The 25,853-nt window shown below is 70.2% G+C and carries 26 protein-coding genes; 17 read left to right on the top strand and 9 right to left on the bottom strand.

The window, feature by feature from the left end; translation table 11 throughout:
* The first annotated feature begins 122 nt into the window (after nucleotides 1–122).
* The 11 genes from AB0E07_RS26790 to AB0E07_RS26740 all read left to right on the top strand — a co-directional run bounded on the left by AB0E07_RS26790 (nucleotide 123) and on the right by AB0E07_RS26740 (nucleotide 10,215).
* A complete protein-coding gene (locus AB0E07_RS26790) occupies nucleotides 123–1,472 on the top strand; it encodes an MraY family glycosyltransferase (protein WP_362257239.1) in 1,350 nt (449 codons plus the stop codon).
* 300 nt (nucleotides 1,473–1,772) lie between these two features.
* Nucleotides 1,773–2,210: a hypothetical protein gene (locus tag AB0E07_RS26785; protein WP_362257236.1), complete on the top strand. Its 438-nt coding sequence runs from the start codon at nucleotides 1,773–1,775 to the stop codon at nucleotides 2,208–2,210.
* Nucleotides 2,211–2,483: 273 nt separating this feature from the next.
* Nucleotides 2,484–3,254, top strand: a complete 771-nt coding sequence (gene atpB, locus AB0E07_RS26780; protein ID WP_362257351.1) for a F0F1 ATP synthase subunit A — start codon at nucleotides 2,484–2,486, stop codon at nucleotides 3,252–3,254.
* Between the two features lie 75 nt (nucleotides 3,255–3,329).
* Nucleotides 3,330–3,566, top strand: coding sequence for a F0F1 ATP synthase subunit C (locus AB0E07_RS26775; protein WP_285510094.1), 237 nt, complete (start codon nucleotides 3,330–3,332; stop codon nucleotides 3,564–3,566).
* A 40-nt stretch (nucleotides 3,567–3,606) separates the two neighbouring features.
* On the top strand, nucleotides 3,607–4,155 hold the full coding sequence (locus AB0E07_RS26770) for a F0F1 ATP synthase subunit B (RefSeq protein WP_351923067.1): 549 nt from the start codon (nucleotides 3,607–3,609) through the stop codon (nucleotides 4,153–4,155).
* Nucleotides 4,152–4,967 (top strand): F0F1 ATP synthase subunit delta, encoded by an 816-nt coding sequence (locus AB0E07_RS26765; RefSeq protein ID WP_362257231.1) that lies wholly within the window; start codon nucleotides 4,152–4,154, stop codon nucleotides 4,965–4,967. The genes AB0E07_RS26770 and AB0E07_RS26765 overlap by 4 nt, the downstream gene beginning before the upstream one ends.
* Before the next feature lie 122 nt (nucleotides 4,968–5,089).
* Nucleotides 5,090–6,679, top strand: coding sequence for a F0F1 ATP synthase subunit alpha (atpA, locus tag AB0E07_RS26760; protein ID WP_362257228.1), 1,590 nt, complete (start codon nucleotides 5,090–5,092; stop codon nucleotides 6,677–6,679).
* Nucleotides 6,680–6,700: 21 nt separating this feature from the next.
* Nucleotides 6,701–7,642 (top strand): F0F1 ATP synthase subunit gamma, encoded by a 942-nt coding sequence (locus AB0E07_RS26755; protein ID WP_362257225.1) that lies wholly within the window; start codon nucleotides 6,701–6,703, stop codon nucleotides 7,640–7,642.
* Complete coding sequence (atpD, locus tag AB0E07_RS26750; RefSeq protein WP_362257223.1) at nucleotides 7,642–9,078, top strand: F0F1 ATP synthase subunit beta; 1,437 nt, start codon at nucleotides 7,642–7,644, stop codon at nucleotides 9,076–9,078. Before AB0E07_RS26755 ends, atpD begins: the two co-directional genes overlap by 1 nt.
* Nucleotides 9,079–9,212: 134 nt before the next feature.
* Nucleotides 9,213–9,587, top strand: a complete 375-nt coding sequence (locus AB0E07_RS26745; protein ID WP_362257221.1) for a F0F1 ATP synthase subunit epsilon — start codon at nucleotides 9,213–9,215, stop codon at nucleotides 9,585–9,587.
* Nucleotides 9,588–9,768: 181 nt separating this feature from the next.
* Nucleotides 9,769–10,215 (top strand): DUF2550 domain-containing protein, encoded by a 447-nt coding sequence (locus AB0E07_RS26740; protein ID WP_362257218.1) that lies wholly within the window; start codon nucleotides 9,769–9,771, stop codon nucleotides 10,213–10,215.
* A 12-nt stretch (nucleotides 10,216–10,227) separates the two neighbouring features.
* On the opposite strand, the gene AB0E07_RS26735 is transcribed toward AB0E07_RS26740, so the two are convergent.
* The 3 genes from AB0E07_RS26735 to AB0E07_RS26725 all read right to left on the bottom strand — a co-directional run bounded on the left by AB0E07_RS26735 (nucleotide 10,228) and on the right by AB0E07_RS26725 (nucleotide 14,010).
* Complete coding sequence (locus AB0E07_RS26735; protein WP_362257215.1) at nucleotides 10,228–12,051, bottom strand: glycoside hydrolase family 18 chitinase; 1,824 nt, start codon at nucleotides 12,049–12,051, stop codon at nucleotides 10,228–10,230.
* Between the two features lie 127 nt (nucleotides 12,052–12,178).
* Entirely contained in the window at nucleotides 12,179–12,820 is a 642-nt protein-coding gene (locus tag AB0E07_RS26730; protein WP_362257212.1) for a response regulator transcription factor, read from the bottom strand.
* On the bottom strand, nucleotides 12,817–14,010 hold the full coding sequence (locus AB0E07_RS26725; RefSeq protein WP_362257209.1) for a histidine kinase: 1,194 nt from the start codon (nucleotides 14,008–14,010) through the stop codon (nucleotides 12,817–12,819). The genes AB0E07_RS26730 and AB0E07_RS26725 overlap by 4 nt, the downstream gene beginning before the upstream one ends.
* Before the next feature lie 150 nt (nucleotides 14,011–14,160).
* Here AB0E07_RS26725 and AB0E07_RS26720 point away from each other — a divergent pair, with 150 nt between their 5' ends.
* The gene (locus AB0E07_RS26720; RefSeq protein ID WP_362257206.1) at nucleotides 14,161–14,832 is read left to right on the top strand and encodes a hypothetical protein; all 672 of its coding nucleotides are present in this window, start codon (nucleotides 14,161–14,163) and stop codon (nucleotides 14,830–14,832) included.
* Here AB0E07_RS26720 and AB0E07_RS26715 read toward each other — a convergent pair.
* The gene (locus tag AB0E07_RS26715; protein ID WP_362257203.1) at nucleotides 14,749–15,321 is read right to left on the bottom strand and encodes a cob(I)yrinic acid a,c-diamide adenosyltransferase; all 573 of its coding nucleotides are present in this window, start codon (nucleotides 15,319–15,321) and stop codon (nucleotides 14,749–14,751) included. The genes AB0E07_RS26720 and AB0E07_RS26715 overlap by 84 nt on opposite strands.
* Before the next feature lie 286 nt (nucleotides 15,322–15,607).
* On the opposite strand from AB0E07_RS26715, the gene AB0E07_RS26710 reads away from it, so the two are divergent.
* The 3 genes from AB0E07_RS26710 to AB0E07_RS26700 all read left to right on the top strand — a co-directional run bounded on the left by AB0E07_RS26710 (nucleotide 15,608) and on the right by AB0E07_RS26700 (nucleotide 19,733).
* Nucleotides 15,608–16,456 (top strand): 3-hydroxyacyl-CoA dehydrogenase family protein, encoded by an 849-nt coding sequence (locus AB0E07_RS26710; RefSeq protein WP_362257201.1) that lies wholly within the window; start codon nucleotides 15,608–15,610, stop codon nucleotides 16,454–16,456.
* Between the two features lie 161 nt (nucleotides 16,457–16,617).
* A complete protein-coding gene (locus tag AB0E07_RS26705; protein WP_030672301.1) occupies nucleotides 16,618–16,941 on the top strand; it encodes an STAS domain-containing protein in 324 nt (107 codons plus the stop codon).
* 254 nt (nucleotides 16,942–17,195) lie between these two features.
* Complete coding sequence (locus tag AB0E07_RS26700; RefSeq protein WP_362257197.1) at nucleotides 17,196–19,733, top strand: ATP-binding protein; 2,538 nt, start codon at nucleotides 17,196–17,198, stop codon at nucleotides 19,731–19,733.
* Between the two features lie 82 nt (nucleotides 19,734–19,815).
* On the opposite strand, the gene nucS is transcribed toward AB0E07_RS26700, so the two are convergent.
* Nucleotides 19,816–20,487: an endonuclease NucS gene (gene nucS / locus AB0E07_RS26695; RefSeq protein ID WP_362257194.1), complete on the bottom strand. Its 672-nt coding sequence runs from the start codon at nucleotides 20,485–20,487 to the stop codon at nucleotides 19,816–19,818.
* 299 nt (nucleotides 20,488–20,786) lie between these two features.
* Here nucS and AB0E07_RS26690 point away from each other — a divergent pair, with 299 nt between their 5' ends.
* Nucleotides 20,787–21,179, top strand: coding sequence for an SCO5389 family protein (locus tag AB0E07_RS26690; RefSeq protein ID WP_362257191.1), 393 nt, complete (start codon nucleotides 20,787–20,789; stop codon nucleotides 21,177–21,179).
* An 86-nt stretch (nucleotides 21,180–21,265) separates the two neighbouring features.
* Here the strand turns inward: AB0E07_RS26690 and AB0E07_RS26685 are convergent, their stop codons facing one another.
* Nucleotides 21,266–22,294, bottom strand: coding sequence for an LLM class flavin-dependent oxidoreductase (locus AB0E07_RS26685; protein WP_362257189.1), 1,029 nt, complete (start codon nucleotides 22,292–22,294; stop codon nucleotides 21,266–21,268).
* Between the two features lie 223 nt (nucleotides 22,295–22,517).
* On the opposite strand from AB0E07_RS26685, the gene AB0E07_RS26680 reads away from it, so the two are divergent.
* The gene (locus AB0E07_RS26680; protein WP_362257186.1) at nucleotides 22,518–22,859 is read left to right on the top strand and encodes an ATP/GTP-binding protein; all 342 of its coding nucleotides are present in this window, start codon (nucleotides 22,518–22,520) and stop codon (nucleotides 22,857–22,859) included.
* Between the two features lie 3 nt (nucleotides 22,860–22,862).
* Here the strand turns inward: AB0E07_RS26680 and AB0E07_RS26675 are convergent, their stop codons facing one another.
* The 3 genes from AB0E07_RS26675 to AB0E07_RS26665 all read right to left on the bottom strand — a co-directional run bounded on the left by AB0E07_RS26675 (nucleotide 22,863) and on the right by AB0E07_RS26665 (nucleotide 25,852).
* Nucleotides 22,863–23,735: an ABC transporter permease gene (locus AB0E07_RS26675; protein WP_362257183.1), complete on the bottom strand. Its 873-nt coding sequence runs from the start codon at nucleotides 23,733–23,735 to the stop codon at nucleotides 22,863–22,865.
* Nucleotides 23,732–24,970 carry an ABC transporter ATP-binding protein gene (locus AB0E07_RS26670; RefSeq protein WP_362257180.1) on the bottom strand — a complete coding sequence of 413 codons (1,239 nt, stop codon included), beginning with the start codon at nucleotides 24,968–24,970 and terminating at the stop codon, nucleotides 23,732–23,734. The genes AB0E07_RS26675 and AB0E07_RS26670 overlap by 4 nt, the downstream gene beginning before the upstream one ends.
* 111 nt (nucleotides 24,971–25,081) lie before the next feature.
* Nucleotides 25,082–25,852, bottom strand: a complete 771-nt coding sequence (locus tag AB0E07_RS26665; RefSeq protein ID WP_362257177.1) for an ABC transporter permease — start codon at nucleotides 25,850–25,852, stop codon at nucleotides 25,082–25,084.
* Between the last annotated feature and the right edge of the window lies 1 nt (nucleotide 25,853).

The raw sequence follows: 25,853 nt of genomic DNA, 5'->3' as shown, positions 1-25,853 counted from the left end.
TACCCGCACCCGGGTGCACAGCCACACGTGCAACCATCGTCGCTACCCGGAAGTCCCCAACCATATGCGCGCCTCGCTAGGGTGTGGGGCTGAGATGGCCAGCGAGACCTGTGGGGAAGCCCGTGCGTGAATACCTGCTGACGCTCTGCATCACGGCCGCGGTGACGTACCTGCTCACAGGGCCGGTGCGGAAGTTCGCGATCGTGGCCGGGGCGATGCCGGAGATCCGGGCACGTGACGTGCACCGGGAACCGACTCCGCGCCTCGGCGGTATCGCCATGTTCTTCGGCCTGTGCGCGGGACTGCTGGTCGCCGACCACCTGGCGAACCTCAGCACGGTCTTCGAGAACTCCAACGAGCCGCGGGCGCTGCTCTCCGGCGCCGCGCTGATCTGGCTGATCGGTGTCCTGGACGACAAGTTCGAGATCGACGCCCTGATCAAGCTGGGCGGCCAGATGATCGCCGCCGGCGTCATGGTCATGCAGGGTCTGACGATCCTGTGGCTGCCGATCCCCGGCTTCGGCTCGGTGGCGCTGACCCAGTGGCAGGGGACCCTGCTGACGGTGGCGCTGGTCGTCATCACCATCAACGCGGTCAACTTCGTCGACGGTCTCGACGGTCTCGCGGCGGGCATGGTCTGCATCGCCTCGGCGGCGTTCTTCCTCTACGCCTACCGCGTGTGGGTGTCGTACGGCATCGAGGCCGCGGCGCCGGCCACCCTGTTCTCGGCGATCCTGATGGGCATGTGCCTGGGCTTCCTGCCGCACAACATGCACCCGGCGCGGATCTTCATGGGCGACTCCGGGTCGATGCTGATCGGCCTGGTGCTCGCCGCGGGTGCGATCTCCATCACGGGACAGGTCGACCCGGACGCCCTGAAGCTGTTCGCGGGGTCGGAGAAGGCGGCCGTGCACCAGACGGTGCCGGTGTACATCCCGCTGCTGCTGCCGCTGACCATCATCGCCATCCCGGCCGCCGACCTGGTGCTGGCCATCGTGCGGCGCACCTGGCGGGGCCAGTCCCCGTTCGCGGCGGACCGGGGGCATCTGCACCACCGCCTGCTGGAGATCGGCCACTCGCACAGCCGGGCCGTCCTGATCATGTACTTCTGGTCGGCGCTGATCGCGTTCGGTGCCCTGGCCTACTCGGTGAACTCGGCGTCCATGTGGATCGTGCTCGGCGTGGTGATCCTCAGCGCACTCGGGCTGGTCCTGTTGCTGCTGCCGCGCTTCACGCCCCGCGTCCCGCGGTGGGCGCAGGCGCTGGTGCCGCCGCGCTACCGGCGCCGGGGGCCCGTGGCGGAGCCGGCGGCGGCCACTCCGCGGACGCCGGGCGGCGAGGCCGCTCCGGCCGAGGAGGAGGAACCGCGCACTCCGGTGGCCGCCGGGGTCAACGGGTCCGTCAACGGGGCCACCGCTCTCGGCGCCCGTTCGCGCTTCCTGGACCGGCGGAAGGCCGGCTCGTCCCGCTGACGGCAAGGTAAGAATCTGACTAGAGCATTGCCAAACCGTGGGGGAGCGAAGCGCCCCAATACCAGACATAAGGGCGCCGTTCCAGCACATATGCGCGCTGTCACCCTCATGTGTGACACCGAGCACACCAACCAGGTAAAGACCTCATCAAATAGTTTGTGATACCGTTCACGAGAACCCGGACAGAGTCGAAGGACCGTAGTGCGACGGTCCGACGGTGTGAGGTCTTCACCCCCTCCGACCGGGACTACGCTCGTCCATGACGACACCCTGCCCCCTGTGAAAAGCGGAGTTGCCGCCATGCCGTCCCATGACGCCCGGAATCTTCTGCAGTGCGCTGTGCCCACAGCGGCTGTCGGCGCGATCGTCGTCGCCGTCAGCGCTGCGGTCGCCGGCGGCAAGGGCGCGCTCGGCGCGACGATCGGTACGCTGCTCGCGATCCTCTTCATGGGGATCGGCCTGTACGTCCTGCAGTGGACGGCAAAAACGCTCCCGCAGCTGTTCCAGGCCATGGGGCTGATGCTCTACGTCGCCCAGCTCCTGCTTCTCCTGATCTTCGTAGCCCTCTTCCAGGACACCTCTCTCTTCAACGCGAAGGCGTTCGCGGTGGCGCTCGTCGTCGCGACCGTCGTGTGGATGGCCGCGCAGGCACGCGCGCACATGAAGGCCAAGATCTTCTACATCGACCCGGAACCCGAGAAGAGCGAGAAGACCGAGAAGTCGGGGCCGAAGACGTGAGGGGTAGGGGCGGGATAAAGGCCCGGGGGAACTCCTGCTATCGTCCGGTTCCAACTGCGGCATCGCGGGCGCGGGCATCCGAGCTGACGCCTGCTCGATCGCGAGGCTTGATGCCCCAGAGCCGCCCCCACATCCGTATCACCAGTCCGGTGCCGACTCGCGGCTGCGCGCCGCGCCGACACAACGAGGTTGCCGTACCCATGCGTCACGCCGAAGGAGCCCGCGGTGAGTGCTGACCCGACCCAGCTCGCCTTTGAGTGGGATTGCCGCATCCTGTCCGACAACGGCTGTGGCTTCCCGGCTCCGGGCCTGCACTCGTTCCTGTTCAAGCCGATCGCCACGGTGGGCGGGTTCGAGTTCAACAAGGTGATGCTGCTCGCGCTGCTCACCACGTTGATCGTCGTCTCGTTCTTCTGGATGGCGTTCGGCAAGGCCAAGGTCGTCCCGGGCAAGCTCCAGATGATCGGCGAGGCCGGCTACGACTTCGTCCGCCGCGGCATCGTCTACGAGACGCTCGGCAAGCGTGAGGGCGAGAAGTACGTCCCCCTCATGGTCTCGCTGTTCTTCTTCGTCTGGATCATGAACGTCTGGTCCGTGATCCCGCTGGCACAGTTCCCGGTGTCGTCGATCATCGCGTACCCGATCGTCCTCGCCGGCATCGTCTACGTCACCTGGGTCGCGCTGACCTTCAAGAGGCACGGCTTCGTCGGCTTCTTCAAGAACGTCACCGGCTACGACAAGTCGCTCGGCCCGGTGCTGCCGCTGGTCATGGTCATCGAGTTCTTCTCGAACCTGATCGTCCGCCCCTTCACCCACGCGGTCCGGCTCTTCGCCAACATGTTCGCCGGTCACCTGATGCTGGTCATGTTCACCGTGGCCTCCTGGTACCTGCTGAACGGCGTGATGATCCCGGCGGCCGGCGTCTCCTTCGTCATGACGATCGTCATGATCCTCTTCGAGCTCTTCGTGCAGGCGGTCCAGGCGTACGTGTTCGTGCTCCTCGCCTGCTCGTACATCCAGGGCGCTCTCGCCGAGCACCACTGAGTCCCGCCCCACCCACACCCCCTGAACGTCCGGTGGCCAACTCCCACCGGTCCGCAAAGAGAAGGAAGAATCAGCATGGCTGCCACTGAGACCCTCGCCGCCGTCACCGGTTCGCTCGGCTCCATCGGCTACGGTCTGGCCGCGATCGGCCCCGGCGTCGGCGTCGGCATCATCTTCGGTAACGGCACCCAGGCCCTGGCCCGTCAGCCCGAGGCCGCCGGCCTGATCCGCGCCAACCAGATCCTCGGCTTCGCCTTCTGTGAGGCGCTCGCCCTCATCGGCATCGTCATGCCGTTCGTGTTCGGTAAGTAATCACTTCCCTTACTGACACACATCCACGAAAGGCACTGATGTGATCGCCAACCTGGTACAGCTGGCGGCCGAGGAGGAGCAGAGCCCGCTCGTTCCTCCGGGCCCCGAGCTGCTCGTCGGCGCCATCGCCTTCGCCATCGTGTTCTTCTTCTTCTGGAAGAAGCTGCTCCCGAACATCAACAAGGTTCTGGAGGAGCGTCGCGAGGCGATCGAAGGTGGCATCGAGAAGGCCGAGGCCGCTCAGGTCGAGGCCCAGAGCGTCCTTGAGCAGTACAAGGCCCAGCTCGCCGAGGCCCGGCACGAAGCCGCGCGTCTGCGCCAGGAGGCGCAGGAGCAGGGTGCCGCGCTCATCGCCGAGATGCGTGCCGAGGGTCAGCGCCAGCGCGAGGAGATCGTCGCCGCCGGTCACGCCCAGATCGCGGCGGACCGCAAGGCCGCCTCGTCCGCGCTGCGTCAGGACGTCGGCAAGCTCGCCACCGACCTGGCCGGCAAGCTGGTCGGCGAGTCCCTGGAGGACCACGCCCGCCAGTCCCGCGTGATCGACCGCTTCCTCGACGAGCTCGAGGAGAAGGCCGAGGCCGCGCGATGAACGGAGCGAGCCGCGAGGCCCTGGCAGCCGCACGTGAGCGTCTCGACGCGCTGACGGACTCCACGTCCGTGAACGCCGGCACGCTCGCCGACGAGCTGGCCGCCGTCACCGCGCTGCTCGACCGCGAGGTGTCGCTGCGTCGGGTCCTGACCGACCCGGCGCAGTCCGGTGAGGCCAAGGCCGCGCTCGCCGAGCGTCTCCTCGGCGGCCAGGTGAGCGGGACGACCGCCGATCTGGTCTCCGGCATGGTGCGCACCCGCTGGTCGCAGTCGCGCGACCTGGCGGACGCGCTGGAGGAGCTGGCGAACGTCGCGGACCTCACCGCCGCTCAGCAGTCGGGCGTGCTCGACGACGTCGAGGACGAGCTGTTCCGGTTCGGCCGGATCGTCGCCTCGAACACGGAGCTGCGTGCCGCGCTCACGGACCGTGCCGCGGCGGGTTCCGCCAAGGGCGAGCTGCTGCGCAGCCTGCTCGGCGGTCGCGCCAACGCCACCACCGAGCGTCTGGTGACGCGTCTGGTGACCGCGCCGCGTGGACGTAGCCTGGAGTCGGGACTGGAGTCCCTGTCCAAGCTGGCCGCGGAGCGCCGGGACCGGCTGGTCGCCGTCGTCACCTCGGCGGTTCCGCTGAGTGACGGGCAGAAGCAGCGTCTGGGCGCCGCCCTGGCGAAGCTCTACGGCCACTCGATGCACCTGAACATCGACGTGGACCCCGAGGTCCTCGGCGGTATCCGGGTGCAGGTCGGTGACGAGGTCATCAACGGCTCCATCGCGGACCGCATCGATGACGCCGGCCGCCGCATGGCGAGCTGAGCAGCAACTTCATAGGCAGTACGTACTTACGGCCCGGTTGGGCCGTGCAGAGGATTCCTGGGGGTCGCCCCCAGACCCCCAAGTTGAAACTTCGGGCCCAACAAGGAGAGCAGGGAACCCAGATGGCGGAGCTCACGATCCGGCCGGAGGAGATCCGGGATGCGCTGGAGAACTTTGTCCAGTCGTACAAGCCGGACGCGGCCTCGCGCGAGGAGGTCGGTACGGTCACCCTTGCCGGCGACGGCATCGCGAAGGTCGAGGGTCTTCCCTCGGCCATGGCCAACGAACTGCTGAAGTTCGAGGACGGCACCCTCGGCCTCGCCCTCAACCTCGAGGAGCGCGAGATCGGTGCCATCGTCCTCGGTGAGTTCAGCGGCATCGAGGAGGGTCAGCCGGTCACGCGTACCGGCGAGGTGCTCTCCGTGGCTGTCGGCGAGGGCTACCTCGGCCGCGTCGTCGACCCGCTCGGCAACCCGATCGACGGCCTCGGCGAGATCGAGACGTCCGGCCGCCGCGCCCTGGAGCTTCAGGCTCCCGGCGTCATGGCCCGTAAGTCGGTGCACGAGCCGATGGAGACCGGCTACAAGGCCGTCGACGCGATGACCCCGATCGGCCGTGGCCAGCGTCAGCTGATCATCGGTGACCGTCAGACCGGCAAGACCGCCCTGGCCGTCGACACGATCATCAACCAGCGCGACAACTGGCGCTCGGGCGACCCGAAGAAGCAGGTCCGCTGCGTCTACGTCGCCATCGGCCAGAAGGGCTCGACCATCGCCTCCGTGCGTGGCGCCCTGGAAGAGGCCGGCGCGCTGGAGTACACGACCATCGTCGCCGCCCCGGCGTCCGACCCGGCCGGCTTCAAGTACCTGGCGCCGTACACCGGTTCGGCCATCGGTCAGCAGTGGATGTACGAGGGCAAGCACGTCCTCATCATCTTCGACGACCTGTCGAAGCAGGCCGACGCCTACCGCGCCGTGTCCCTGCTGCTGCGCCGCCCGCCGGGCCGTGAGGCCTACCCGGGTGACGTCTTCTACCTGCACTCCCGTCTGCTGGAGCGCTGCGCGAAGCTCTCCGACGAGCTGGGCGCCGGTTCGATGACGGGTCTGCCGATCGTCGAGACGAAGGCCAACGACGTGTCGGCGTTCATCCCGACCAACGTCATCTCCATCACCGACGGCCAGTGCTTCCTGGAGTCGGACCTCTTCAACGCCGGTCAGCGCCCCGCGCTGAACGTCGGTATCTCCGTCTCCCGAGTCGGTGGTTCCGCGCAGCACAAGGCGATGAAGCAGGTTTCCGGCCGTCTCCGCCTCGACCTGGCCCAGTACCGCGAGCTGGAGGCGTTCGCCGCCTTCGGTTCCGACCTGGACGCCGCGTCGAAGTCGCAGCTGGAGCGCGGTCAGCGTCTGGTCGAGCTGCTCAAGCAGCCGCAGTACCAGCCGATGCCGACCGAGGACCAGGTCGTCTCCGTGTGGTCCGCGACCACCGGCAAGATGGACGACGTCCCGGTCGCCGACATCCGCCGCTTCGAGAAGGAGCTGCTGGAGTACCTGCACCGCAAGGAGCAGGGCCTCATGACCTCCATCAAGGAGGGCGGCAAGATGTCGGACGACACGCTGACCGCCGTCGCGGACGCCATCGTCGACTTCAAGAAGCAGTTCGAGACCTCGGACGGCAAGCTTCTCGGCGAAGACGCGCCTGCCGCGGCCAAGTGACGTAAGGAAGGGACCTGACTCATGGGAGCCCAGCTCCGGGTCTACAAGCGTCGCATCCGATCCGTCACCGCGACCAAGAAGATCACGAAGGCGATGGAGATGATCGCCGCCTCGCGTGTCGTCAAGGCACAGCGCAAGGTGGCGGCCTCCACGCCGTACGCGACCGAGCTGACCCGCGCGGTCACCGCGGTCGGTACCGGCTCGAACACGAAGCACCCGCTGACCACGACGGCCGAGACGGTCACGCGGTCCGCGGTGCTGCTCCTGACGAGCGACCGTGGTCTCGCCGGCGCCTTCAACTCCAACGCCATCAAGGTGGCGGAGAAGCTGACCGAGCGTCTTGAGGCCGAGGGCAAGGAGGTCGACACGTACATCGTCGGCCGCCGTGGTCTGGCCCACTACAACTTCCGCGAGCGCAAGGTCGCGGAGTCGTGGTCGGGCTTCACCGACGAGCCCTCGTACGCGGACGCCAAGCAGGTCGCGGCCCCGCTGATCGAGGCCATCGAGAAGGAGACGGTCGAGGGCGGCGTGGACGAACTCCACATCGTCTTCACCGAGTTCGTCTCGATGATGACGCAGACGGCGCTCGACGACCGTCTGCTGCCGCTCAGCCTCGAAGCCGTAACATCAGCGGCTGCCGCCGCGGGTGCCGCGGAGGCCGCGCCCAAGGGCGAGATCCTTCCGCTGTTCGACTTCGAGCCCTCGGCGGAGGACGTCCTCGACGCCCTGCTGCCGCGCTATGTGGAGAGCCGCATCTACAACGCGCTTCTCCAGTCGGCCGCTTCCAAGCACGCCGCCACGCGGCGCGCGATGAAGTCGGCGACCGACAACGCGGGCGAGCTGATCACCACGCTCTCCCGTCTTGCCAACGCGGCCCGCCAGGCCGAAATCACCCAGGAAATCAGCGAGATCGTCGGTGGCTCCGCAGCCCTGGCCGACGCGACCGCGGGGAGTGACAGGTAATGACGACGACAGTTGAGACGGCCGCTGCCACGGGCCGCGTCGCCCGGGTCATCGGCCCGGTCGTCGACGTGGAATTCCCCGTCGACGCCATGCCCGACATCTACAACGCCCTTCACGTCGAGGTGGCCGACCCGGCCCAGGACGGCGCGAAGAAGACGCTGACCCTGGAGGTCGCCCAGCACCTGGGTGACGGCCTGGTCCGCACCATCTCGATGCAGCCCACCGACGGTCTGGTCCGCCAGGCCCCGGTCACCGACACCGGTGCCTCCATCACCGTCCCCGTCGGCGACTTCACCAAGGGCAAGGTGTTCAACACCCTCGGTGAGGTGCTGAACGTCGACGAGCAGTACGAGGGCGAGCGCTGGGGCATCCACCGCAAGGCCCCGAACTTCGACGAGCTCGAGTCGAAGACCGAGATGTTCGAGACCGGCGTCAAGGTCATCGACCTTCTCACCCCGTACGTCAAGGGTGGAAAGATCGGTCTGTTCGGTGGTGCCGGCGTCGGCAAGACGGTGCTCATCCAGGAGATGATCTACCGCGTCGCCAACAACCACGACGGTGTCTCCGTGTTCGCCGGTGTCGGTGAGCGCACCCGTGAGGGCAACGACCTCATCGAGGAGATGGCCGACTCGGGCGTCATCGACAAGACCGCCCTGGTCTTCGGTCAGATGGACGAGCCCCCGGGCACCCGTCTGCGCGTGGCCCTCGCCGGTCTGACCATGGCGGAGTACTTCCGCGATGTGCAGAAGCAGGACGTGCTGTTCTTCATCGACAACATCTTCCGCTTCACGCAGGCCGGTTCCGAGGTGTCGACCCTGCTCGGCCGGATGCCCTCCGCGGTGGGTTACCAGCCGAACCTGGCCGACGAGATGGGTCTCCTCCAGGAGCGCATCACCTCGACCCGTGGTCACTCGATCACCTCGATGCAGGCGATCTACGTCCCCGCGGACGACCTGACCGACCCGGCCCCGGCCACCACCTTCGCCCACCTCGACGCGACGACGGTTCTCTCCCGTCCGATCTCCGAGAAGGGCATCTACCCGGCCGTGGACCCGCTGGACTCGACGTCCCGCATCCTCGACCCGCGGTACATCGCGGCGGACCACTACAACACCGCGATGCGCGTGAAGAACGTCCTGCAGAAGTACAAGGACCTCCAGGACATCATCGCGATCCTCGGTATCGACGAGCTCGGCGAGGAGGACAAGCTCGTCGTCCACCGTGCCCGTCGCGTGGAGCGCTTCCTGTCCCAGAACACCCACGTCGCCAAGCAGTTCACCGGCGTCGACGGGTCGGACGTCCCGCTGGACGAGTCGATCGCGGCCTTCAACGCGATCTGCGACGGCGAGTACGACCACTTCCCGGAGCAGGCGTTCTTCCTGTGCGGTGGCATCGAGGACCTGAAGGCCAACGCCAAGGAGCTCGGCGTCTCCTGAACTCCCTGAGTTCGCCGTGAACCCCTGGGTTCACATCGGAGGGGGCGGGGTACGTCCCGCCCCCTCTTTCACGCCTACTAGACTTGTAACCAACACCCGGCACAACCGCCGGGTGGTGACCCGAGGAGCCACCCTTGGCTGCTGAGCTGCACGTCGCGCTGGTCGCGGCCGACCGTGAGGTCTGGTCCGGCCAGGCCACCCTGGTCGTCGCGCGCACCACGTCCGGCGACATCGGCGTCATGCCCGGTCACCAGCCGCTGCTCGGTGTGCTGGAGTCGGGCCCGGTGACCATCCGTACGAGTGAAGGTGGAACGGTCGTCGCCGCGGTGCACGGCGGTTTCGTCTCGTTCGCGGACAACAAGCTGTCGCTGCTGGCCGAGATCGCCGAGCTGTCGGACGAGATCGACGTCCAGCGCGCCGAGCGGGCGCTGGAGCGCGCCAAGTCGGACGCGGACGCCTCCGCCGAGCGCCGCGCCGACGTCCGGCTGCGCGCCGCGGCGTCCCGCTGACCCGGGGGCGCCTCCCGGGGCCGTGAGGCCCCGCGGGAAGGCCGCGCCACGCGATGATGTCACTCAGCCGCGGCTGGGACCGGAGTGATCCGGTGCCGGCCGCGGCTGAGGCAGATCTGGAAGTTTTTTCCGTTCCGTTACCTGATCCGCAGGTACCTAGGAGACGAGGAGGTCGGTGTCGATGGTCCTCGCTCTGACTGTGTGCGGAATCGTCGTGGCCCTGGTGGTGCTGGGGCTGTTCGTCTTCGGGCTGCGCCGCAGGCTCATCCAGCGGTCCGGCGGCACCTTCGACTGCAGTCTGCGCTGGGACACCCCGGAGAAGACCGACACCAGCGGCAAGGGCTGGTCCTACGGAGTCGCCCGCTACAACGGCGACCGCGTTGAGTGGTACCGGGTCTTCTCCTACGCCTACCGCCCGCGCCGCATCCTGGAGCGCGCCGCGATCGAGGTCGCCGGACGCCGGCTGCCCGAGGGCGAGGAGGAACTGGCGCTGCTCTCCGACGCCGTCGTCCTGACCTGTCTGCACCGGGGCACCCGGCTTGAGCTGGCCATGACGGAAGACGCGCTGACCGGATTTCTCGCGTGGCTTGAGGCAGCCCCGCCCGGTCAGCGCGTCAATGTCGCTTAGGTGAGGTCCGGACTACTTCAGTCCGGTGTTGATGGCGCTCACCAGCTCACCGTTGCTGGTGTCGCCGCTGAACTCCCAGAAGAAGGCACCGCCCAGGCCCTGGCTCTTGGCCCAGCTCATCTTGGTGCCGATGGTGGCGGGGGTGTCGTAGGACCACCAGTTGGTGCCGCAGTGGGCGTAGGCCGTGCCGCCGATGGTGCCGGTGGCGGGGCAGGAGTTCTTGAGGACCTTGTAGTCCTCGATGCCGGCCTCGTAGGTGCCGGTCGCCGCTCCGGTGGCCGTGCCGCCGGGTGCGGACTGGGTGACGCCGGTCCAGCCGCGGCCGTAGAAGCCGATACCGAGGAGCAGCTTGCTCGCCGGGACGCCCTTGGCCTTGAGCTTGGCGATGGCGGCCGCGGAGTTGAAGCCGTCCTTCGGGATGCCCGAGTACGAGGTGAGCGGGGAGTGCGGGGCCGTCGGACCCGTCTTGTCCCAGGCGCCGAAGTAGTCGTACGTCATCACGTTGTACCAGTCGAGGTACTGCGCGGCGCCGCCGTAGTCGGCCGCGTCGATCTTGCCGCCCTCGGAGCCGTCCGCGGTGATGGCGGCGGTGATCAGGTAGTCCTGGCCGAACTCGGCACGCAGGGCCTGGGAGAGGTTCTTGAAGGCCGCGGCGCCGGAGGTGTCACAGGTGAGACCGCAGGCGTTCGGGTACTCCCAGTCGATGTCGATGCCGTCGAAGACGTCGGCCCAGCGCGGGTCCTCCACGACGGCCTTGCAGGACTTGGCGAACGCGGCCGCGTTCTGCGCCGCCTGGCCGAAGCCGCCGGAGTAGGTCCAGCCGCCGAAGGAGTAGAGCACCTTGATGTGCGGGTACTTGGCCTTCAGCTGGCGCAGCTGGTTGAAGTTGCCGCGCAGCGGCTGGTCCCAGGTGTCGGCGACACCGGAGACGGACTGGTCGGCGGTGTACGCCTTGTCGTAGGCGGCGTAGGTGTCGTCGACGGTGCACTGACCGTTCTTGACGTTGCCGAACGCGTAGTTGATGTGCGTGATCTTCGAGGCGGAGCCCGAGGTCACCAGGTTCTTCACGTGGTAGTTGCGGCCGTAGACGCCCCACTCGACGAAGTAGCCGAGGTTGACCTTGGACCCGGGGCCGGGGTCGGTGGAACCGCCGGTGGTGCGGACCGCGACGGCGCCGCTGACCGGGCCGGTCTGGTCGGCGGTGTCCCGGGCCTGGACGGTGTAGGAGTAGTCGGTGCCGGCGGTCAGGCCGGAGTCCGTGTAGGTGGTGCCGGTGACGGTGGCGACCTTGGCGCCGCCGCGCAGGACGTCGTAGTTCTTGACGCCCTTGTCGTCGGTGGCCGCGCTCCAGGACAGCTTCACCGAGGTGTTGGTGAGGTCGGAGGCGGTCGGGGTGCCGGGCGCGGAGGGTGCCGCGTCGCCGGGGACGGTCGGTCCGCCGTCACAACTGCCGCCGTTCAGCTTGCAGTTGCTGGGGGAGCCGGAGCCGGAGCCGTTGAAGCCGAAGGAGACGGACGCGCCGGGGGCGAGGGTGCCGTTCCAGGACTTGTTCTTGGCGGTCCAGTGGGTGCCGGCGGAGGTGACGTCGGCGTCCCAGGCGGAGGTGACGGAGGTGCCGGAGGGGAAGTCCCACTCCACGGTCCAGGAACTGATGCTCGTGGTACCGGTGTTCTTGACGGTCCACTTGCCCTCGAAGCCGGTTCCCCAGTCCGAGGCCTTGGTGTAGGTAGCGGTCGCCTCGGTGGCCGCCTGAGCGGGAGAGGCGAGGCCGACCAGGCCGGCGAAGGGGAGCAACAAGGTCGCGAACCCTGCCGCGGCTCTGTGTCTGAAGCGCATACTGCGCCTCCCTGTCTGGGTAAGGGGGTGATAGGGCGTGCTGAGCCTTCACGCCCACGGTGCCGCGAGAATAGAAAGGTCTGGACCATAGGTCAATAGGTCCAGACCACTGCGGCGGAGAACTTCCCTAGATCCCCAACTCCTGCGCCAGTACCGCCGCTTGGACGCGGCTGCGGAGTTCCAGCTTGCCCAGCAACCGGCTGACGTGCGTCTTCACCGTCGCCTCCGCCATGTGGAGGCGGTGCGCGATCTCCGCGTTGGACAGCCCCTCCCCGAGACAGGAGAGCACCTCGCGTTCGCGCCGGGTCAGAGACCGCAGCACCTCCGGATCGGCCCGCGACTCCCGCACCGGCCGTGCGGCGAACTCCGCGATCAGCCGCCGGGTCACGGCCGGGGCGACGACCCCCTCGCCGCCCGCGACCGTACGCACGGCCGCCATCAGGTCACGCGCGTCGGTGTTCTTCAGCAGAAAGCCCGACGCGCCCGCCCTGAGCGCCCCGAACACGTACTCGTCGAGGTCGAAGGTGGTCAGTACCAGTACGTCCGCCAGCCCCTCCGCCACCACCTGACGGGTGGCCGACACCCCGTCAAGACGCGGCATCTGCACGTCCATCAGCACCAGGTCCGGCCGCAGCTCCCGGGCCAGCGCCACCGCCTGCTCGCCGTCCGCCGCCTCGCCGACCACCTCGATGTCGGGCGCGCTGCGCAGGATCAGGACCAGCCCGGCCCGTACGGCGGACTGGTCCTCGGCGACGAGGACACGGATCATGCGAGGTCTCCTTGCGGGGCTTCGGTCACGGGAAGAGCGGCGCGTACGGCCCACACCCGGCCGCACGCCGAGTCCTCGGCCGCCGCCGCGAAGCGGCCGCCCAGCAGCGCGGCCCGCTCCCGCATCCCGACCAGTCCGGCGCCCGAACCGGGGGCGCGCGGCCCGTCGCGGTCGCCGTAGGGGCTGGTCACCAGGACGTCGAGGACACCGTCGCGCTGGGCGAGGGTGACCGTGACCCGGCCGGGGGAGGCGTGCTTGAGGGCGTTGGTCAGGGACTCCTGGACGATCCGGTACGCGGCCAGCTCGACGGGCGCGGGCAGCTTGTCGTGCGAGGTGTCGAGGGTGACGTCGAGGCCGTTGGTGCGGGCGCCCTCCACGAGCGCCCCGAGCCCGTCGAGCGTGGGCGCGGCGGCCGGTTCCAGGTCGCCGCTGGAATCGCGCAGGATCCCGATCAGCCGGCGCATCTCGGCGAGCCCCTCGACGCTGTTCTCCCGGATCACCGTCAGCGCCTCCAGGGAGGTCCGCGGGTCGTCCAGGGAGAGCGCGGCGGTGGAGTGGATGGCGATGGCGGAGAGATGGTTGGCGACCATGTCGTGCAGTTCCCGGGCCATCCGGGCGCGCTCAGCGGTGACCGCCTGGGTGCGGTCCAGCTCGGCGAGGAGCGCGGTCTGCTCGGCGTGCAGCCGGGCCGCCTCGGCGGCGTCGCGGTGGTTGCGCACGATCCAGCCCGTGGCGGCGGGCGTGAAGGCCACGATGCCGATGCCCACCCCGATCAGCAGCGCCTCCGGCACCCGCCACACCGCCAGCGGCACCACCGCGCCGAGCACCGTCATCATCCCGGTGATCCACGGCACCCGGCGGGCGGTGGCGGGCGGCCCGTACACCACGGCTGCGTAGACCAGGTCGGTGAACATCACGATCGTCACCAGATTGCCCTGGGTGACGCCGTCCGCGGTCAGCGCGAGGGTGCCGAAGAGCAGACCCGTGCGGGGGCGGGTGCGGCGCAGCAGCTCGCAGCCGGCCATGGCGAAGAGCGGCACCAGGACGGGCAGGCGGCCCTCCCACAGCACCAGCGGGTCGTCGGCGCCGCGGGTGCCGAGCCCCACGCCCCAGATGAGCAGCCCGCCGAGCAGCCCGGCGAGCGCGATGCGCGCGTCGTGGGGGTGCGGGCGGGGGAGCGGTACGGCCATGGACCCATCCAACACGCCGCGCGGCGCCGTCGCCTGATGCCCGGGAAGGGTCCCGCACTGCATCTTTCGATGTACCGGCACTTCCTCACCGCCGACGACGAAAGCCGCGTCCGGCGCCGGGAGCCTGGAGGGGAGAGAGAGGAGCGAGCCGTGATCGTCGGACTGATCATCGCCTGTGAGGTCGGCTTCTGGGTACTGCTGGCCGCGGGACTGTCCTTCCGCTACCTGCTGCGGATGCCGCGCACCGGACTGGCGCTGCTGCTGTGCGAACCGCTGCTGGAGGTGGTGCTCCTGGTCGCCACCGCCGTCGACCTCAAGAACGGCGCCGACCCGAGCTGGAAGCACGGTCTGGCCGCGCTGTACATCGGCTACACCGTCGGCCACGGCCACCGCACGGTGAAGTGGCTCGACGGGCACGCCGCCCACCGCTTCGGCGGCGCCCCGCCGCCCGTCGGCCCGCCCCGCTACGGCATGGCCCGCGCCCGCCACGAGGGCAGGGTCTGGCTGGGCAGCGTCACCGCCGCCGCGGTCGCGAGCGCGCTGCTGCTGATCGCCCTGTGGTATGTCGACGACCCCGACCGCACCGGTTCCCTGACGAGCTGGATGCACGTCGCCTGGCGGGCGGCCGGCATCCACGGCCTGATCGCCCTCACCTACGCGATCTGGCCCAAGAAGGAGCCCGCCTCGGCGAAGGAGCCCGTCTCGGCCCAGGAGCCCGCCTACGGGAAGGCGCCCGGCTCAGCGCTCCCCGCCCGGGACCCAGAGCACGTCGCCGGCCGCGCCGTTGGCCGTGCGGGCCAGGATGAACAGCAGGTCCGATAGCCGGTTGAGGTAGGTCGCGGTGAGCGGGTTCATCACCTCGCCGTGCACCTCCATCGCGGCCCACGTCGACCGCTCGGCCCGCCGCACCACCGTGCACGCCTGGTGCAGCAGGGCCGCGCCCGCGGTGCCGCCCGGCAGGATGAACGACCGCAGCTTCTCCAGCCGCTCGTTGAAGCGGTCGCAGTCCGCCTCCAGCCTGTCGATGTAGAACTGCTCGACCCTGAGCGGCGGGTACTCGGGGTTCTCCACGACCGGCGTCGACAGGTCCGCGCCCACGTCGAACAGGTCGTTCTGGACCCGGGTGAGGACCTTGACGACCTCCTCGTCCAGCCCGCCCAGCGCGACCGCCGTACCGATCACGGCATTTGCCTCATTGGTGTCGGCATAGGCCGAGATCCGCAGATCGGTCTTGGCGACCCGGCTCATGTCGCCCAGCGCGGTGGTGCCCTTGTCGCCGGTCCTGGTGTAGATGCGCGTCAGATTGACCATGTCGCCAGCGTAGTGAGGCGGCGGTGGTCCGGAACGTGGCCGTGCCCACAGACGCGGACCCCGCCGCATGGCGGATCCGATGAGCGGGTAGGCGCTCAACTAGGCCGTCCGGGGCGCGCAGTGACCCACGCCGGTGTGATGTCCGTCAGATGAGACGTGACTCGCGTTACTAACCGGTCACACAGCGCCTCACGAACGCTAGGGTCCGCCGGAGAGGCCCCCGTGCTGGAGCTCGCTCGCGCGAGGGCGTTCCCACCGTAAACAGCGTGTATTGGGGAGTCGCACAGTGGCACGGAAGCTTGCCGTCATCGGCGCCGGCTTGATGGGTTCCGGGATCGCCCAGGTCTCCGCTCAGGCGGGCTGGGACGTCGTCCTGCGCGATGTCACCGACGAGGCCCTCACCCGGGGCACCGACGGCATCAAGGCCTCGTACGACAAGTTCGTCGCCAAGGGGAGGATGGAGGCGCACGACGCCGACTCCGCCCTCGGCCGGATCACCGCCACCACGGACCTGGACGCCGTCGCCGACGCCGACATCGTCGTCGAGGCCGTCTTCGAGAAGCTGGAGGTCAAGCACGAGATCTTCCGCGCGCTCGACAAGATCGTGCGGGACGACACCGTGCTCGCCTCCAACACCTCGGCCATCCCGATCACCAAGATCGCGGCCGTCACCGAGCGCCCGGAGCGGGTCGTCGGCGCCCACTTCTTCTCGCCGGTGCCGATGATGCAGCTGTGCGAGCTGGTGCGCGGCTACAAGACCAGCGACGAAACCCTCGCCACCACGCGGGAGTTCGCCGAGTCGGTCGGCAAGACCTGCATCGTGGTCAACCGGGACGTGGCGGGCTTCGTCACCACCCGGCTGATCTCCGCCCTGGTGGTCGAGGCCGCCAAGCTCTACGAGTCGGGCGTGGCCACGGCCGAGGACATCGACCTCGCCTGCAAGCTGGGCTTCGGCCACGCCATGGGCCCGCTGGCGACGGCGGACCTCACCGGCGTCGACATCCTGCTGCACGCCACCAGCAACATCTACACCGAGTCCCAGGACGAGAAGTTCGCCCCGCCGGAGCTGATGCGCCGGATGGTTGATGCCGGTGACATCGGCCGCAAGAGCGGGCAGGGCTTCTACAAGCACTGAACGGAGCACCCGAACCGCACAGGCCCCAGGAGTTTCACTCTCCGGGGTGAATTCGGTATCGGTTCGCTTACAGACGGCAACCTCTGACCGCTTCCGGCCGTCAGAGGTTGCATCACCGGACACACATCGCGGAGCACGAGACGCACGCTTAGGGGAGCGCTATGTACATCAGGGGCGACCACGCCGAGCTGGTCGTCGGGGGCCGCCTCGACGTCCGCAGCGCGGCGGACGCCCGTACGGTCCTGCACTCGGCCGTCGACGACGGAGTCGGCGATCTGGTGCTGGACCTGTCCGAGCTGGACTCCTGGGACGCCACCGGCCTGGGAGTGATCATGGGCGCGCACCGGAGGGCCGGCCGTTGCGGCAGACGCCTGGTGCTGCGCGGCGTGCCGCCGCAGATGCAGCGGCTGCTGGTGGCCACCCGGCTGCACCGGATCCTCGCCATCGAAGGCGGTATCGGCGTGGAGTCGCTGCCGCGCGTGTGACGACCCGGCACGGGAGGGGCGGAGGGGCCGGACGTTCCGGTTGCGAACCGCACGTCGCGCGCAATCCTCACGAACCTGTGACGTCTCGGACCGCGCGGTACCCCGGCCTGTCGTAGATACTGTGCGAAGGTTTAGGGTTCGGTGCCCGCCGCCTGACAACCCTTCGAGCGGGCCCGGACCAGAAGCGACAGCGCGGTGTGCACAACGGCCGGGAGGGGCTTGCAGCACACGACGCTTTTGGGGGGCTTGAACCTATGGACCCGAACAACCGGGGAACCGAGGAGCACGGCCATGACGACGGCGCCGACGCGCCGCGTCAGCGCCCGCCCAGGGACCCCCTCACGCCCGACTTCGGACAGCACACGCCCGCGGTGGCCCGCACCGTCCAGCTGGTCTCGGGCGACCACCTGCTCACGGTCAACCCGGTCGACGGCAGCGAGATCGAACCCTGCCCGCCCGGCGAACGCCCGACCCGGCCCGCCAAGCTCACCCCGGACGCCCGCGCCGAGGCCGACCGCGCCGCGAGGCCGCCGGTGCCGCCCGGGCCCGCCCAGCCGGAACTGCCGCTGCTGGCCCGCCAGGAGGAGCGCGAACGGCTGGTACGGCTGCTCGCCCGCGGCCGCTCGGTCCGCCTGACCGGCCCCGCGGGATCGGGCCGCACCCGGCTCCTGGACGTCGTCGCGGACGACTGCGCCGACCTCGCCCCCGACGGCGTCGTCCGGCTGAACGGTTCCCACCGCACGGCCACCGACCTGCTCCACGACCTCCTCCACGCCGTCTACGACGCGCCCCTGCACCGCCCCGACCGGGACGAACTGCTCGCCTGCGTCAGTGAGATCGGCGCGGTCGTCGTCCTGGACGACATCGAGTTCGGCGGCGCCGCCCTCGACGAACTGCTCGACGCCACCCCCGAGTGCGCGTTCCTGATCGCCGCCACACCCGACGTGCCCGCGCCGTCCGCCGACGCCGCCCTGGAGGAGGTCTTCCTCACCGGCCTGGAGCGCGCCGCGGGCCTGGACCTGCTGGAGCGGGCCGTCGGCCGCGCGCTCAGCGAGGACGAGGCCAACTGGGCCGGCGACCTCTGGTTCGAGTCCGAGGGCCTGCCCCTGCGCTTCGTCCAGGCGGGCGCCCTGCTGCGCCAGCGCGACCAGGTGCGCGCCGGCGCGGGCGCCGTCGACGAGTACGGCGTCTTCGAGGACGAGCTGCCCACCGACGAGCCCTTCGACGTGGAGGACGCCGAGGAGGTGCCGCTGCCGGCCCTCGGCGAGGCGGCCGCGCCGGCCCCGCTGCTCGCCTCCCGGCTCAGCGCCTCCGCCCGCGCCACCCTGCGCTTCGCCGTCGCCCTCGGCGGTGAGGTGCCGCACCAGGCCCATCTGCCGGCCCTCGTCGGCGACACCCACGCGGACGCCGCCCTCGGCGAACTGGCCGCCTGCGGACTGGTCTCCCCGGCCGGAACCCGCTACCGCCTCGCGGCGGGTGTACGCACCCAGCTGGAGGCCACCGGGTACACCGACGGCATCGCGGCCGAAGCGCTCACCGCGGGCCGCCACTACGCCTGGTGGGCCGGGCACCCCTCGGTCACCCCGGAGCGGGTGTGCGAGCAGGCGGACGCCCTGCTCGCCGCGCTGGCCGTGCTGGTGCCGTCCACCACCGAGCCCGCCGAGGACGAGGAGTCCCCGGCCGTCCTGCTCGCCCGGACCGCGGCGCCGGCGCTCGCCGCCGGGCTGCACTGGAGCGCCTGGGAGCGCGCCCTGCGCTCCGGCGCCGAGGCGGCCCGGCTCGCCGGGGACGTGGGTGAACAGGCCTACTTCCGCCACGAGTTGGGCATCCTCGCGCTCTGCGCGGGACAGTTCGACCGGGCCCGGTCGGAGCTGGAGGCCGCCATCGGGCTGCGCGGCGCCCTCGCCGACAAGCGGGGCACCACCGCGGGCCGCCGCGCGCTGGCGCTGGTCGCCGACCGCACCGGGGACACCCCGGGCGTCGGCCTCCTGGCCGGGCTCGGCGCCACGGCGGGGGAGGAGGTGCCCGACGCGCGCCACGAGGAGTCCCAGTCGCCGCCCGGCGGGACCCCCGTCGCGTTCCCGACGCTCCAGCAGCCCGAGGGCGACCCCGCCCTCGTCATCCACCGCACCCCGGCCCCCGGCGCGTCACGCGCGGCGCGCGGCGGTCTGAAGGGCCTCGCCAAGCGGAACCTCGTGGCGGCCGGCGCGGGCGCGCTGCTGGTCGCGGTGCTCGGCACGGTGGTGACCCTCGGGGCCACCTCCGACGGCGAGGCCGACAACCCCTCCGGGCAGGTCGGCGTCAACCCGTCGGCCAGTCAGGGCCTGGGCGACGACAGCCTCGGCGCGGACCGGGCGGACGACGGCGAGGGCTCCGGCGACACGGGTACGGCGACCAGCCGCCCCACGGACCCCGGCCCGGACGGCACCCTCGGTACGTCGGACGACCCGACCCCGACCGACACGGCCGAGCCCTCGGACGACCCGAGCGGCACCGACGGCCCGACCGGCGGCCCGACGAAGTCCCCGACCAAGCCGCCGAGTTCGTCGGCGAAGCCGAGCACGTCGACGCGGCCGCCGACGTCTCAGACGCCCACGGACCCGCCGTCGGACACCGAGACGCCCACGGACCCGCCCTCGGACACGGAGACGCCCACAGACCCGCCGTCGGAGACGGAGACGTCTCCGGAGACCTCCGACTCCGCCAGCGGCCCCGTCTCCTCCAGCGCCCCCGCGAGCAGCAGTTCCGCGAGCGCCCCCGAGAGCCCCAGTACGTCGGCCGACGTGATCTGAGCCTCCACCGCCCGCACGCACGAGGGCCGGGTCCTCTCCCAGGACCCGGCCCTCGCGCATGCCGTCCGCGTGGCGGCGGCGGTCAGAACAGCCGCAGCTTGTCGTCCTCGATGCCCCGCAGGGCGTCGTAGTCGAGGACCTGGCAGCCGATGCCCCGGTCCGTCGCCAGGACCCGCGCCTGCGGCTTGATCTCCTGGGCCGCGAAGACACCCCGGACCGGCGCCAGATGGGGGTCGCGGTTGAGCAGTTCCAGATAGCGGGTCAGCTGCTCCACGCCGTCGATCTCGCCGCGCCGCTTGATCTCCACCGCGACCGTGCCGCCCTCGGCGTCCCGGCACAGGATGTCCACCGGGCCGATCGCCGTCATGTACTCGCGCCGGATCAACGTGTAGCCCTCGCCCAGCGTTTCGATGCGGTCGGCGAGGAGTTCCTGGAGGTGCGCTTCCACGCCGTCCTTGATCAGGCCGGGGTCGACGCCGAGTTCGTGCGACGAGTCGTGGAGGACCTCCTCCATCGTGATGATGAGCTTCTCGCCCGCCTTGTTGGTGACCGTCCAGACGCCGTCCTCGTCACCGGTGCCCTCCTTCAACGAGCACGGCGGGGACATCCAGTTCAGGGGCTTGTAGGCCCGGTCGTCCGCGTGGATGGACACACTGCCGTCCGCCTTGACCAGGATCAGGCGGGGAGCGGACGGAAGGTGGGCGGTGAGCCGGCCCGCGTAGTCCACGGAGCATCGGGCGATGACGAGACGCATGGTCGGCAACGCTACTCGACGGGCCGGGGTGCACGCGATTCGCCCACCGGACTCCCGTCGCCGGGCCCGGCCGGGGCCGCCGGGGGCCGCCCCCTTTATTCCGGAAGGGCCCTGTTCGGTTGTGGCCGATTGTGTGCCCACCGGGACTTGTCCATGTACGCATTCTTCTGGTGCCGTCACGGTCTGTTGCCTACCGTAGTAAACGGGAGGTCGCGGCGCGTGCACACAGAGTGTTCGAGTCGTGAACTCCCGTCCCTGTCCGGCAACCCCTGTTGTTCGGGGGTGCGAGAGGAGAACCCATGTCGCTCGACGTCTCACCGGCCCTACTGGAACAGGCCGAGCGAGGCGAGGTCGACGAAGCCGCCTTCGTCGACTGCGTCCGGACCTCCCTGCCCTACGCATGGGAGATGATCAGCTCCCTGGTGGCTCAGCTGAAGGTCGACGGCGGAGAGTTCGCCGACAACCAGACGCCCCCGCCGGACGAGCAGGCGCGTGGTCAGCTGCTGCGTGCGCTGGCCAGTGACGCGATTCGCGGCGCGCTGCAACGGCACTTCGGTGTGCGGCTGGCCTTCCAGAACTGCCACCGGGTGGCGGTGTTCCCGCCCGACTCCTCGGTCGACGAGACGCTCGCCCGCTTCACCTCGGTGCGCAACCAGCTGCTGAACCAGTCCCCGGAGTTCCGGGACTGCTGAACCGCGTGTGAGCCCTTGCTTGCCGCTCCGTACGCGGGAGGTGCATTCAGTACCGGGGCGGCAAGCGTCCGGCGGGGTGGGCCGGTTCAGCCGAGTTGCGGGAGCACCTCGGCGCCCAGCCGCCGTACGTTCTCCTCGGTGGCGGCGAGGTCGCCGGAGCCCTCGACCAGCAGGGCGAACCGGGAGATGCCGGTGCGTTCGGCGGTCGCCGCCAGCCGGTCGGCGCACAGCCGCGGGGTGCCCACCGGGTGCAGCCCGCAGAGGAGTTCGGTGTACGCCACCGGGTCCCGCATCGCCCGGTGCCGCCCGTCGACCGTCACATGGGCCTCCAGGCCCTGCTTCAGCCAACCCGGCATCGCCTTCAGCAGGGTCTCCGCCGCGTCCGTGCGCCGGTCGGCGATCTGGCAGACACCGGCCGAGACATGGCCCGCCGCGCGGATCTCGTCCGGGGTCCGGCCGGCGGCGCGCGCGTGCTCCCGCCACAGGGCGACCATCGCCGCCTTCTCCTCGTCGCCCACGTGCATGCCGAGCAGCATGGGCAGGCCGCGCTCGGCCGCCAGCCGGACGCTTCCGGGCGACGTGCAGGCGACCACCACCTCGGGCCCCGGCGCGCCCGAGAGCGCCTCCGACGGCCTGGGTACGACGGGCACTTCGCGAAACGAGAAGCGCTCCCCGGAGGCCGCCACCGACGGCTCGCGCAGCCAGCGCACCAGCAGATCGAGTGATTCCGGGAACCCGCTCTCGTAGGCCGCGAGGCCCGGGCCGAAGACCTCCAGGTCGACCCAGGGGCCGCCGCGCCCGACGCCCAGCGAGAAGCGCCCGCCGCTCGTCAGGTGCAGCAGCGCGGCCTGTTCGCCGAGGGCGACCGGGTGGGCGGTGGGCAGCACACTGACCGCGGTGCCGACCCGGATCCGGCGCGTGCGGCCCAGCAGCAGCGCCGCCAGGGTGATCGCCGACGGGCAGGTTCCGTAGGGCACGAAGTGGTGCTCGGCCAGCCAGACCGAGTCCAGGCCCGCCTCCTCGGCGACCTCGGCCGAGCGGACCGCGCGGTGCAGCGCCTCCCCCTGGCCCTGTCCCGGGAACTGGGCGGCCAACACGAAACTTCCAACGCGCATTGCTTTTTCCTGCTTCCTTGGCTCCGACGCGGAGCTCCCCCACCCGGCATAACCGTCTGACACGTGCCGAGGACACGGCCTGTCGGAGGGATTTGCGGATTGTCTGCAGAATGCGGCTCCGCGGTAGGGGACTTGTGGGGATTGGTGGCCTACGCGTACCCCTGTCCGTGCCGCGTAGGCTGGACACGGCCCCTGCTTCCTGTATAGCCCCGTGAGGTGTCCCGTGTCCCCGCGTCGCAACCGACCCAAGGCCGGCGGTGCGTCGTCCTCGTCCGGCCAGGGCTCCGAGGACGACCGCCCCGGACGCTACGGCGGCTGGCAGTCCTCGGAGGACTGGCAGGGCGAGGAGTGGAACGTACGGCATGTGGCGGGCGCCAGCGCGCAGGGCAAGTCCTACCGCTGCCCCGGCTGCGACCAGCAGATCCCCGACGGCGTCCCGCACGTGGTGGCCTGGCCCGCGCACTCGGGGGTCGACGACCGGCGGCACTGGCACAAGTCGTGCTGGAACGCGAAGGACCGCCGCACCACCCGGGTGCAGCGGTCCCGCAACGCGCCGAAGTTCTGAGGGTCACACGTCGCGCTTCTCCAGCAGCGCGAACGCGCCGGCGAACGCGGCCGCCGTCACCCCGAGCATGATCCACAGCGGGTCCCAGCCGGACGGGCCCGTCTCGGTGAGGGACTGCGCGTAGAAGACGCTGAGCTGGTTCGGGATGGAGTACTCGAACAGGGCCTGGCGCAGGTCCTCCAGGGACTCCGAGAACATGAACAGGGCGATCACCAGCGGCGCCAGCAGCAGGCCGATCATGATCGTGATGGCGCCGGCGGAGTGCCGGATGATCGAGCCGACGACCAGCGACAGCAGGCCGAGCAGCGCGATGTAGAGCGAGACGCCCAGGGTGCCCTTCAGCCACTCCGAGCCGGACGGCTCCCGGGCGTCGCCCAGCATCGAGACGTCCATCAGCGCGACCAGCCCGGACGAGACGAACGTGACCGTGAAGGCGACCGCGAAGAACACGATGCCCTTGGCCGCGAGCACCCGGCCGCGCGAGGGGCAGGCGGTCATCGTGGTGCGGATCATGCCGGTGCCGTACTCCGAGGCGGTGGTCAGCACGCCCAGCGTCATGACGCACATGATGCCGAGCAGCAGGCCGAAGAAGCCGAACGACAGCGGGTTCTCGCCCGCCAGGTCGCCCTCGGTGGTGTTGGCGGCCACCAGCGCGGCGGTGGCCAGACCGATGCCGACCACCAGGACGACGAAGACGCCGAGCGTCCACATCGTGGAGCGGACCGACCGGATCTTCGTCCACTCCGAGGCGAGGGCGTGACCGACGTGCGTGCGCTTCACCGGGATCGGCGAGGTGTAGCCGGGGTACGAGGCGCCGGGCGCCGCCTGCCAGTTCGGTGCGGCGGTCTGCGGCATCGGGGGCTGCGGGGTGCTCATCGGGCGTCCTCGGGCTTGGTCGTGTCGACAGCGGGAGCAGGGGCGGGCGCCTGGGGCGGCGCGGGGTCCTGGGCCGGCGCCTGGGCGGGCGCGGGCTGCGCGTACGGGTTCGGGGCCGCGGCGGGCGCGGGCGGGCCGCCGTAGGGGCCCTGCGGCTGCTGCTGCGGCTGTGCGGGCGCGCCCTGGGGCATCGCGAACGGCTGGCCGCCCTGCTGGGGCGGCGGCGGGGCGTACCAGCCCGGCTGACCCTGGCCCGGTACGGGCATCGGCGGCTGCGCGCCCACCGGCACCGGCTGCTGGAGCCCGGCCTTCTGGTCGGCCGTGGAGCGGTAGTCGACGGCGCCCTGCGTCATCCGCATGTACGCCTCCTCCAGCGAGGCCTGGTGCGGCGACAGCTCCCACAGCCGTACGTCCGTCTCGTGCGCGATGTCGCTGATCCGGGGCAGGGCCAGCCCGGTCACCCGCAGCGCGCCGTCCTGCTCGGACAGCACATGGCCGCCCGCCTCGGCCAGCGCCGAGGACAGCTTCTCGCGCAGCTGCGGCTCGGTGTCGGGGGTCCGCACCCGGGCGAAACCGGCGGAGTTCGCGGCGATGAAGTTCTGCACGCTCATGTCGGCGAGCAGCTGGCCGCGGCCGATGACGATCAGATGGTCGGCGGTCAGTGCCATCTCGCTCATCAGGTGGGAGGAGACGAAGACCGTACGGCCCTCGGCGGCGAGCGACTTCATCAGGTTGCGCACCCAGAGGATGCCCTCGGGGTCGAGGCCGTTGACCGGCTCGTCGAAGAGAAGCACCTGCGGGTCGCCGAGCAGCGCCGCGGCGATGCCCAGGCGCTGGCCCATACCGAGCGAGAACCCCTTGGAGCGCCTGCGCGCCACGTCCTGGAGGCCGACGACCCCGAGCACCTCGTCGACCCGGCGGGCCGGGATGCCCGACAGCTGGGCCAGGCTGAGCAGGTGGTTGCGGGCCGTCCGGCCGCCGTGCACCGCCTTGGCGTCCAGCAGCGCGCCGACCTGGCGGGGGGCGTTGGGCAGCTTCCGGTACGGGTAGCCGCCGATCGTCACCTGCCCGGAGGAAGGGTTGTCCAGGCCGAGGATCATCCGCATCGTCGTCGACTTGCCGGAGCCGTTGGGCCCGAGGAAGCCGGTGACGGCACCGGGCCGCACCTGGAAGGAAAGGTTGTACACAGCGGTCTTGTCGCCGTAGCGCTTCGTCAGGCCGACTGCCTCGATCATGCTCCGCACCCATCGCAAGGTTCAGGACAGCGGGGCACACGCCCCCGTAAGGGTTAGGAGGATATCCGGGCGCTGACGGTTCCGTTCAAGACCGCGCAAAAACGGAAGCTCTCAGGCGTCGCGTCGCTTCAGCAGGACGTATCCGCCCGCGAGCGCGGCGATCACCCACAGCACCATGATGAACAGCCCGCCCCAGGGGCCGTAGGGGGTGTCGTCGTCGACCGGGGTGACCACCTGCATGATCTTGCTGCCGGCCTGGTCGGGCAGATACCGGCCGATCTTCTCGGTGGCGGGGACGTTGCCGAGGATGTTGGAGACCAGGAAGAAGAACGGCATCAGGATGCCCAGCGACAGCATCGGCGACCGCAGCATCGCCGCGACGCCCATGGAGAACATCGTGATCAGCGTCATGTACAGGCCGCCCCCGATGACCGCCCGCAGCACGCCGTCGTCCCCGATGTGGGCCTGGTGCTCGCCGAGCATCGACTGGCCCAGGAAGAAGGTGACGAAGCTGGTGACGAGGCCGACCGCCAGGGCCAGGCCGGTGGCCACCGCGATCTTGCTGAACAGGAAGGAGCCGCGCTGCGGCACCGCGGCCAGCGAGGTGCGGATCATGCCGGTGCTGTACTCGTTGGAGACCACCAGCACCCCGAACACGATCATCGCGAGCTGGCCGAGGCTCATCCCGGCGAAGCTGATGAAGGTCGGGTCGAAGGAGAGCCGGTCGTCGCGGTCCATGTTGTCGAACTCGTTCTTCGACAGCAGCGAGATCAGCATGCCCAGCGCGACGGTGACGACCACCGCGAGGGACAGGGTCCACACCGTGGACGCCACGGACCGGATCTTGGTCCACTCCGAACGGATGACCTGGGTCGTCGCCACC

The sequence above is a fragment of the Streptomyces sp. NPDC048002 genome (genome assembly GCF_040653275.1).
In the GTDB taxonomy this organism is placed as follows: Bacteria; Actinomycetota; Actinomycetes; order Streptomycetales; family Streptomycetaceae; genus Streptomyces.
Note: the sequence above shows the minus strand (reverse complement) of the source record. Positions and strands in the feature narration are given on the sequence as shown.

Excerpts from the sequence above, each read along its gene's own strand:
- AB0E07_RS26785 (WP_362257236.1), top strand. The coding sequence starts at position 1,773 with ATGCCGTCCCATGACGCCCGGAATCTTCTGCAGTGCGCTGTGCCCACA.
- AB0E07_RS26775 (WP_285510094.1), top strand. The coding sequence starts at position 3,330 with ATGGCTGCCACTGAGACCCTCGCCGCCGTCACCGGTTCGCTCGGCTCC.
- AB0E07_RS26765 (WP_362257231.1), top strand. The coding sequence starts at position 4,152 with ATGAACGGAGCGAGCCGCGAGGCCCTGGCAGCCGCACGTGAGCGTCTC.
- atpA (WP_362257228.1), top strand. The coding sequence starts at position 5,090 with ATGGCGGAGCTCACGATCCGGCCGGAGGAGATCCGGGATGCGCTGGAG.
- AB0E07_RS26755 (WP_362257225.1), top strand. The coding sequence starts at position 6,701 with ATGGGAGCCCAGCTCCGGGTCTACAAGCGTCGCATCCGATCCGTCACC.
- atpD (WP_362257223.1), top strand. The coding sequence starts at position 7,642 with ATGACGACGACAGTTGAGACGGCCGCTGCCACGGGCCGCGTCGCCCGG.
- AB0E07_RS26740 (WP_362257218.1), top strand. The coding sequence starts at position 9,769 with ATGGTCCTCGCTCTGACTGTGTGCGGAATCGTCGTGGCCCTGGTGGTG.
- AB0E07_RS26735 (WP_362257215.1), bottom strand. The coding sequence starts at position 12,051 with ATGCGCTTCAGACACAGAGCCGCGGCAGGGTTCGCGACCTTGTTGCTC.
- AB0E07_RS26730 (WP_362257212.1), bottom strand. The coding sequence starts at position 12,820 with ATGATCCGTGTCCTCGTCGCCGAGGACCAGTCCGCCGTACGGGCCGGG.
- AB0E07_RS26725 (WP_362257209.1), bottom strand. The coding sequence starts at position 14,010 with ATGGCCGTACCGCTCCCCCGCCCGCACCCCCACGACGCGCGCATCGCG.
- AB0E07_RS26715 (WP_362257203.1), bottom strand. The coding sequence starts at position 15,321 with ATGGTCAATCTGACGCGCATCTACACCAGGACCGGCGACAAGGGCACC.
- AB0E07_RS26705 (WP_030672301.1), top strand. The coding sequence starts at position 16,618 with ATGTACATCAGGGGCGACCACGCCGAGCTGGTCGTCGGGGGCCGCCTC.
- AB0E07_RS26700 (WP_362257197.1), top strand. The coding sequence starts at position 17,196 with ATGGACCCGAACAACCGGGGAACCGAGGAGCACGGCCATGACGACGGC.
- nucS (WP_362257194.1), bottom strand. The coding sequence starts at position 20,487 with ATGCGTCTCGTCATCGCCCGATGCTCCGTGGACTACGCGGGCCGGCTC.
- AB0E07_RS26690 (WP_362257191.1), top strand. The coding sequence starts at position 20,787 with ATGTCGCTCGACGTCTCACCGGCCCTACTGGAACAGGCCGAGCGAGGC.
- AB0E07_RS26685 (WP_362257189.1), bottom strand. The coding sequence starts at position 22,294 with ATGCGCGTTGGAAGTTTCGTGTTGGCCGCCCAGTTCCCGGGACAGGGC.
- AB0E07_RS26675 (WP_362257183.1), bottom strand. The coding sequence starts at position 23,735 with ATGAGCACCCCGCAGCCCCCGATGCCGCAGACCGCCGCACCGAACTGG.
- AB0E07_RS26670 (WP_362257180.1), bottom strand. The coding sequence starts at position 24,970 with ATGATCGAGGCAGTCGGCCTGACGAAGCGCTACGGCGACAAGACCGCT.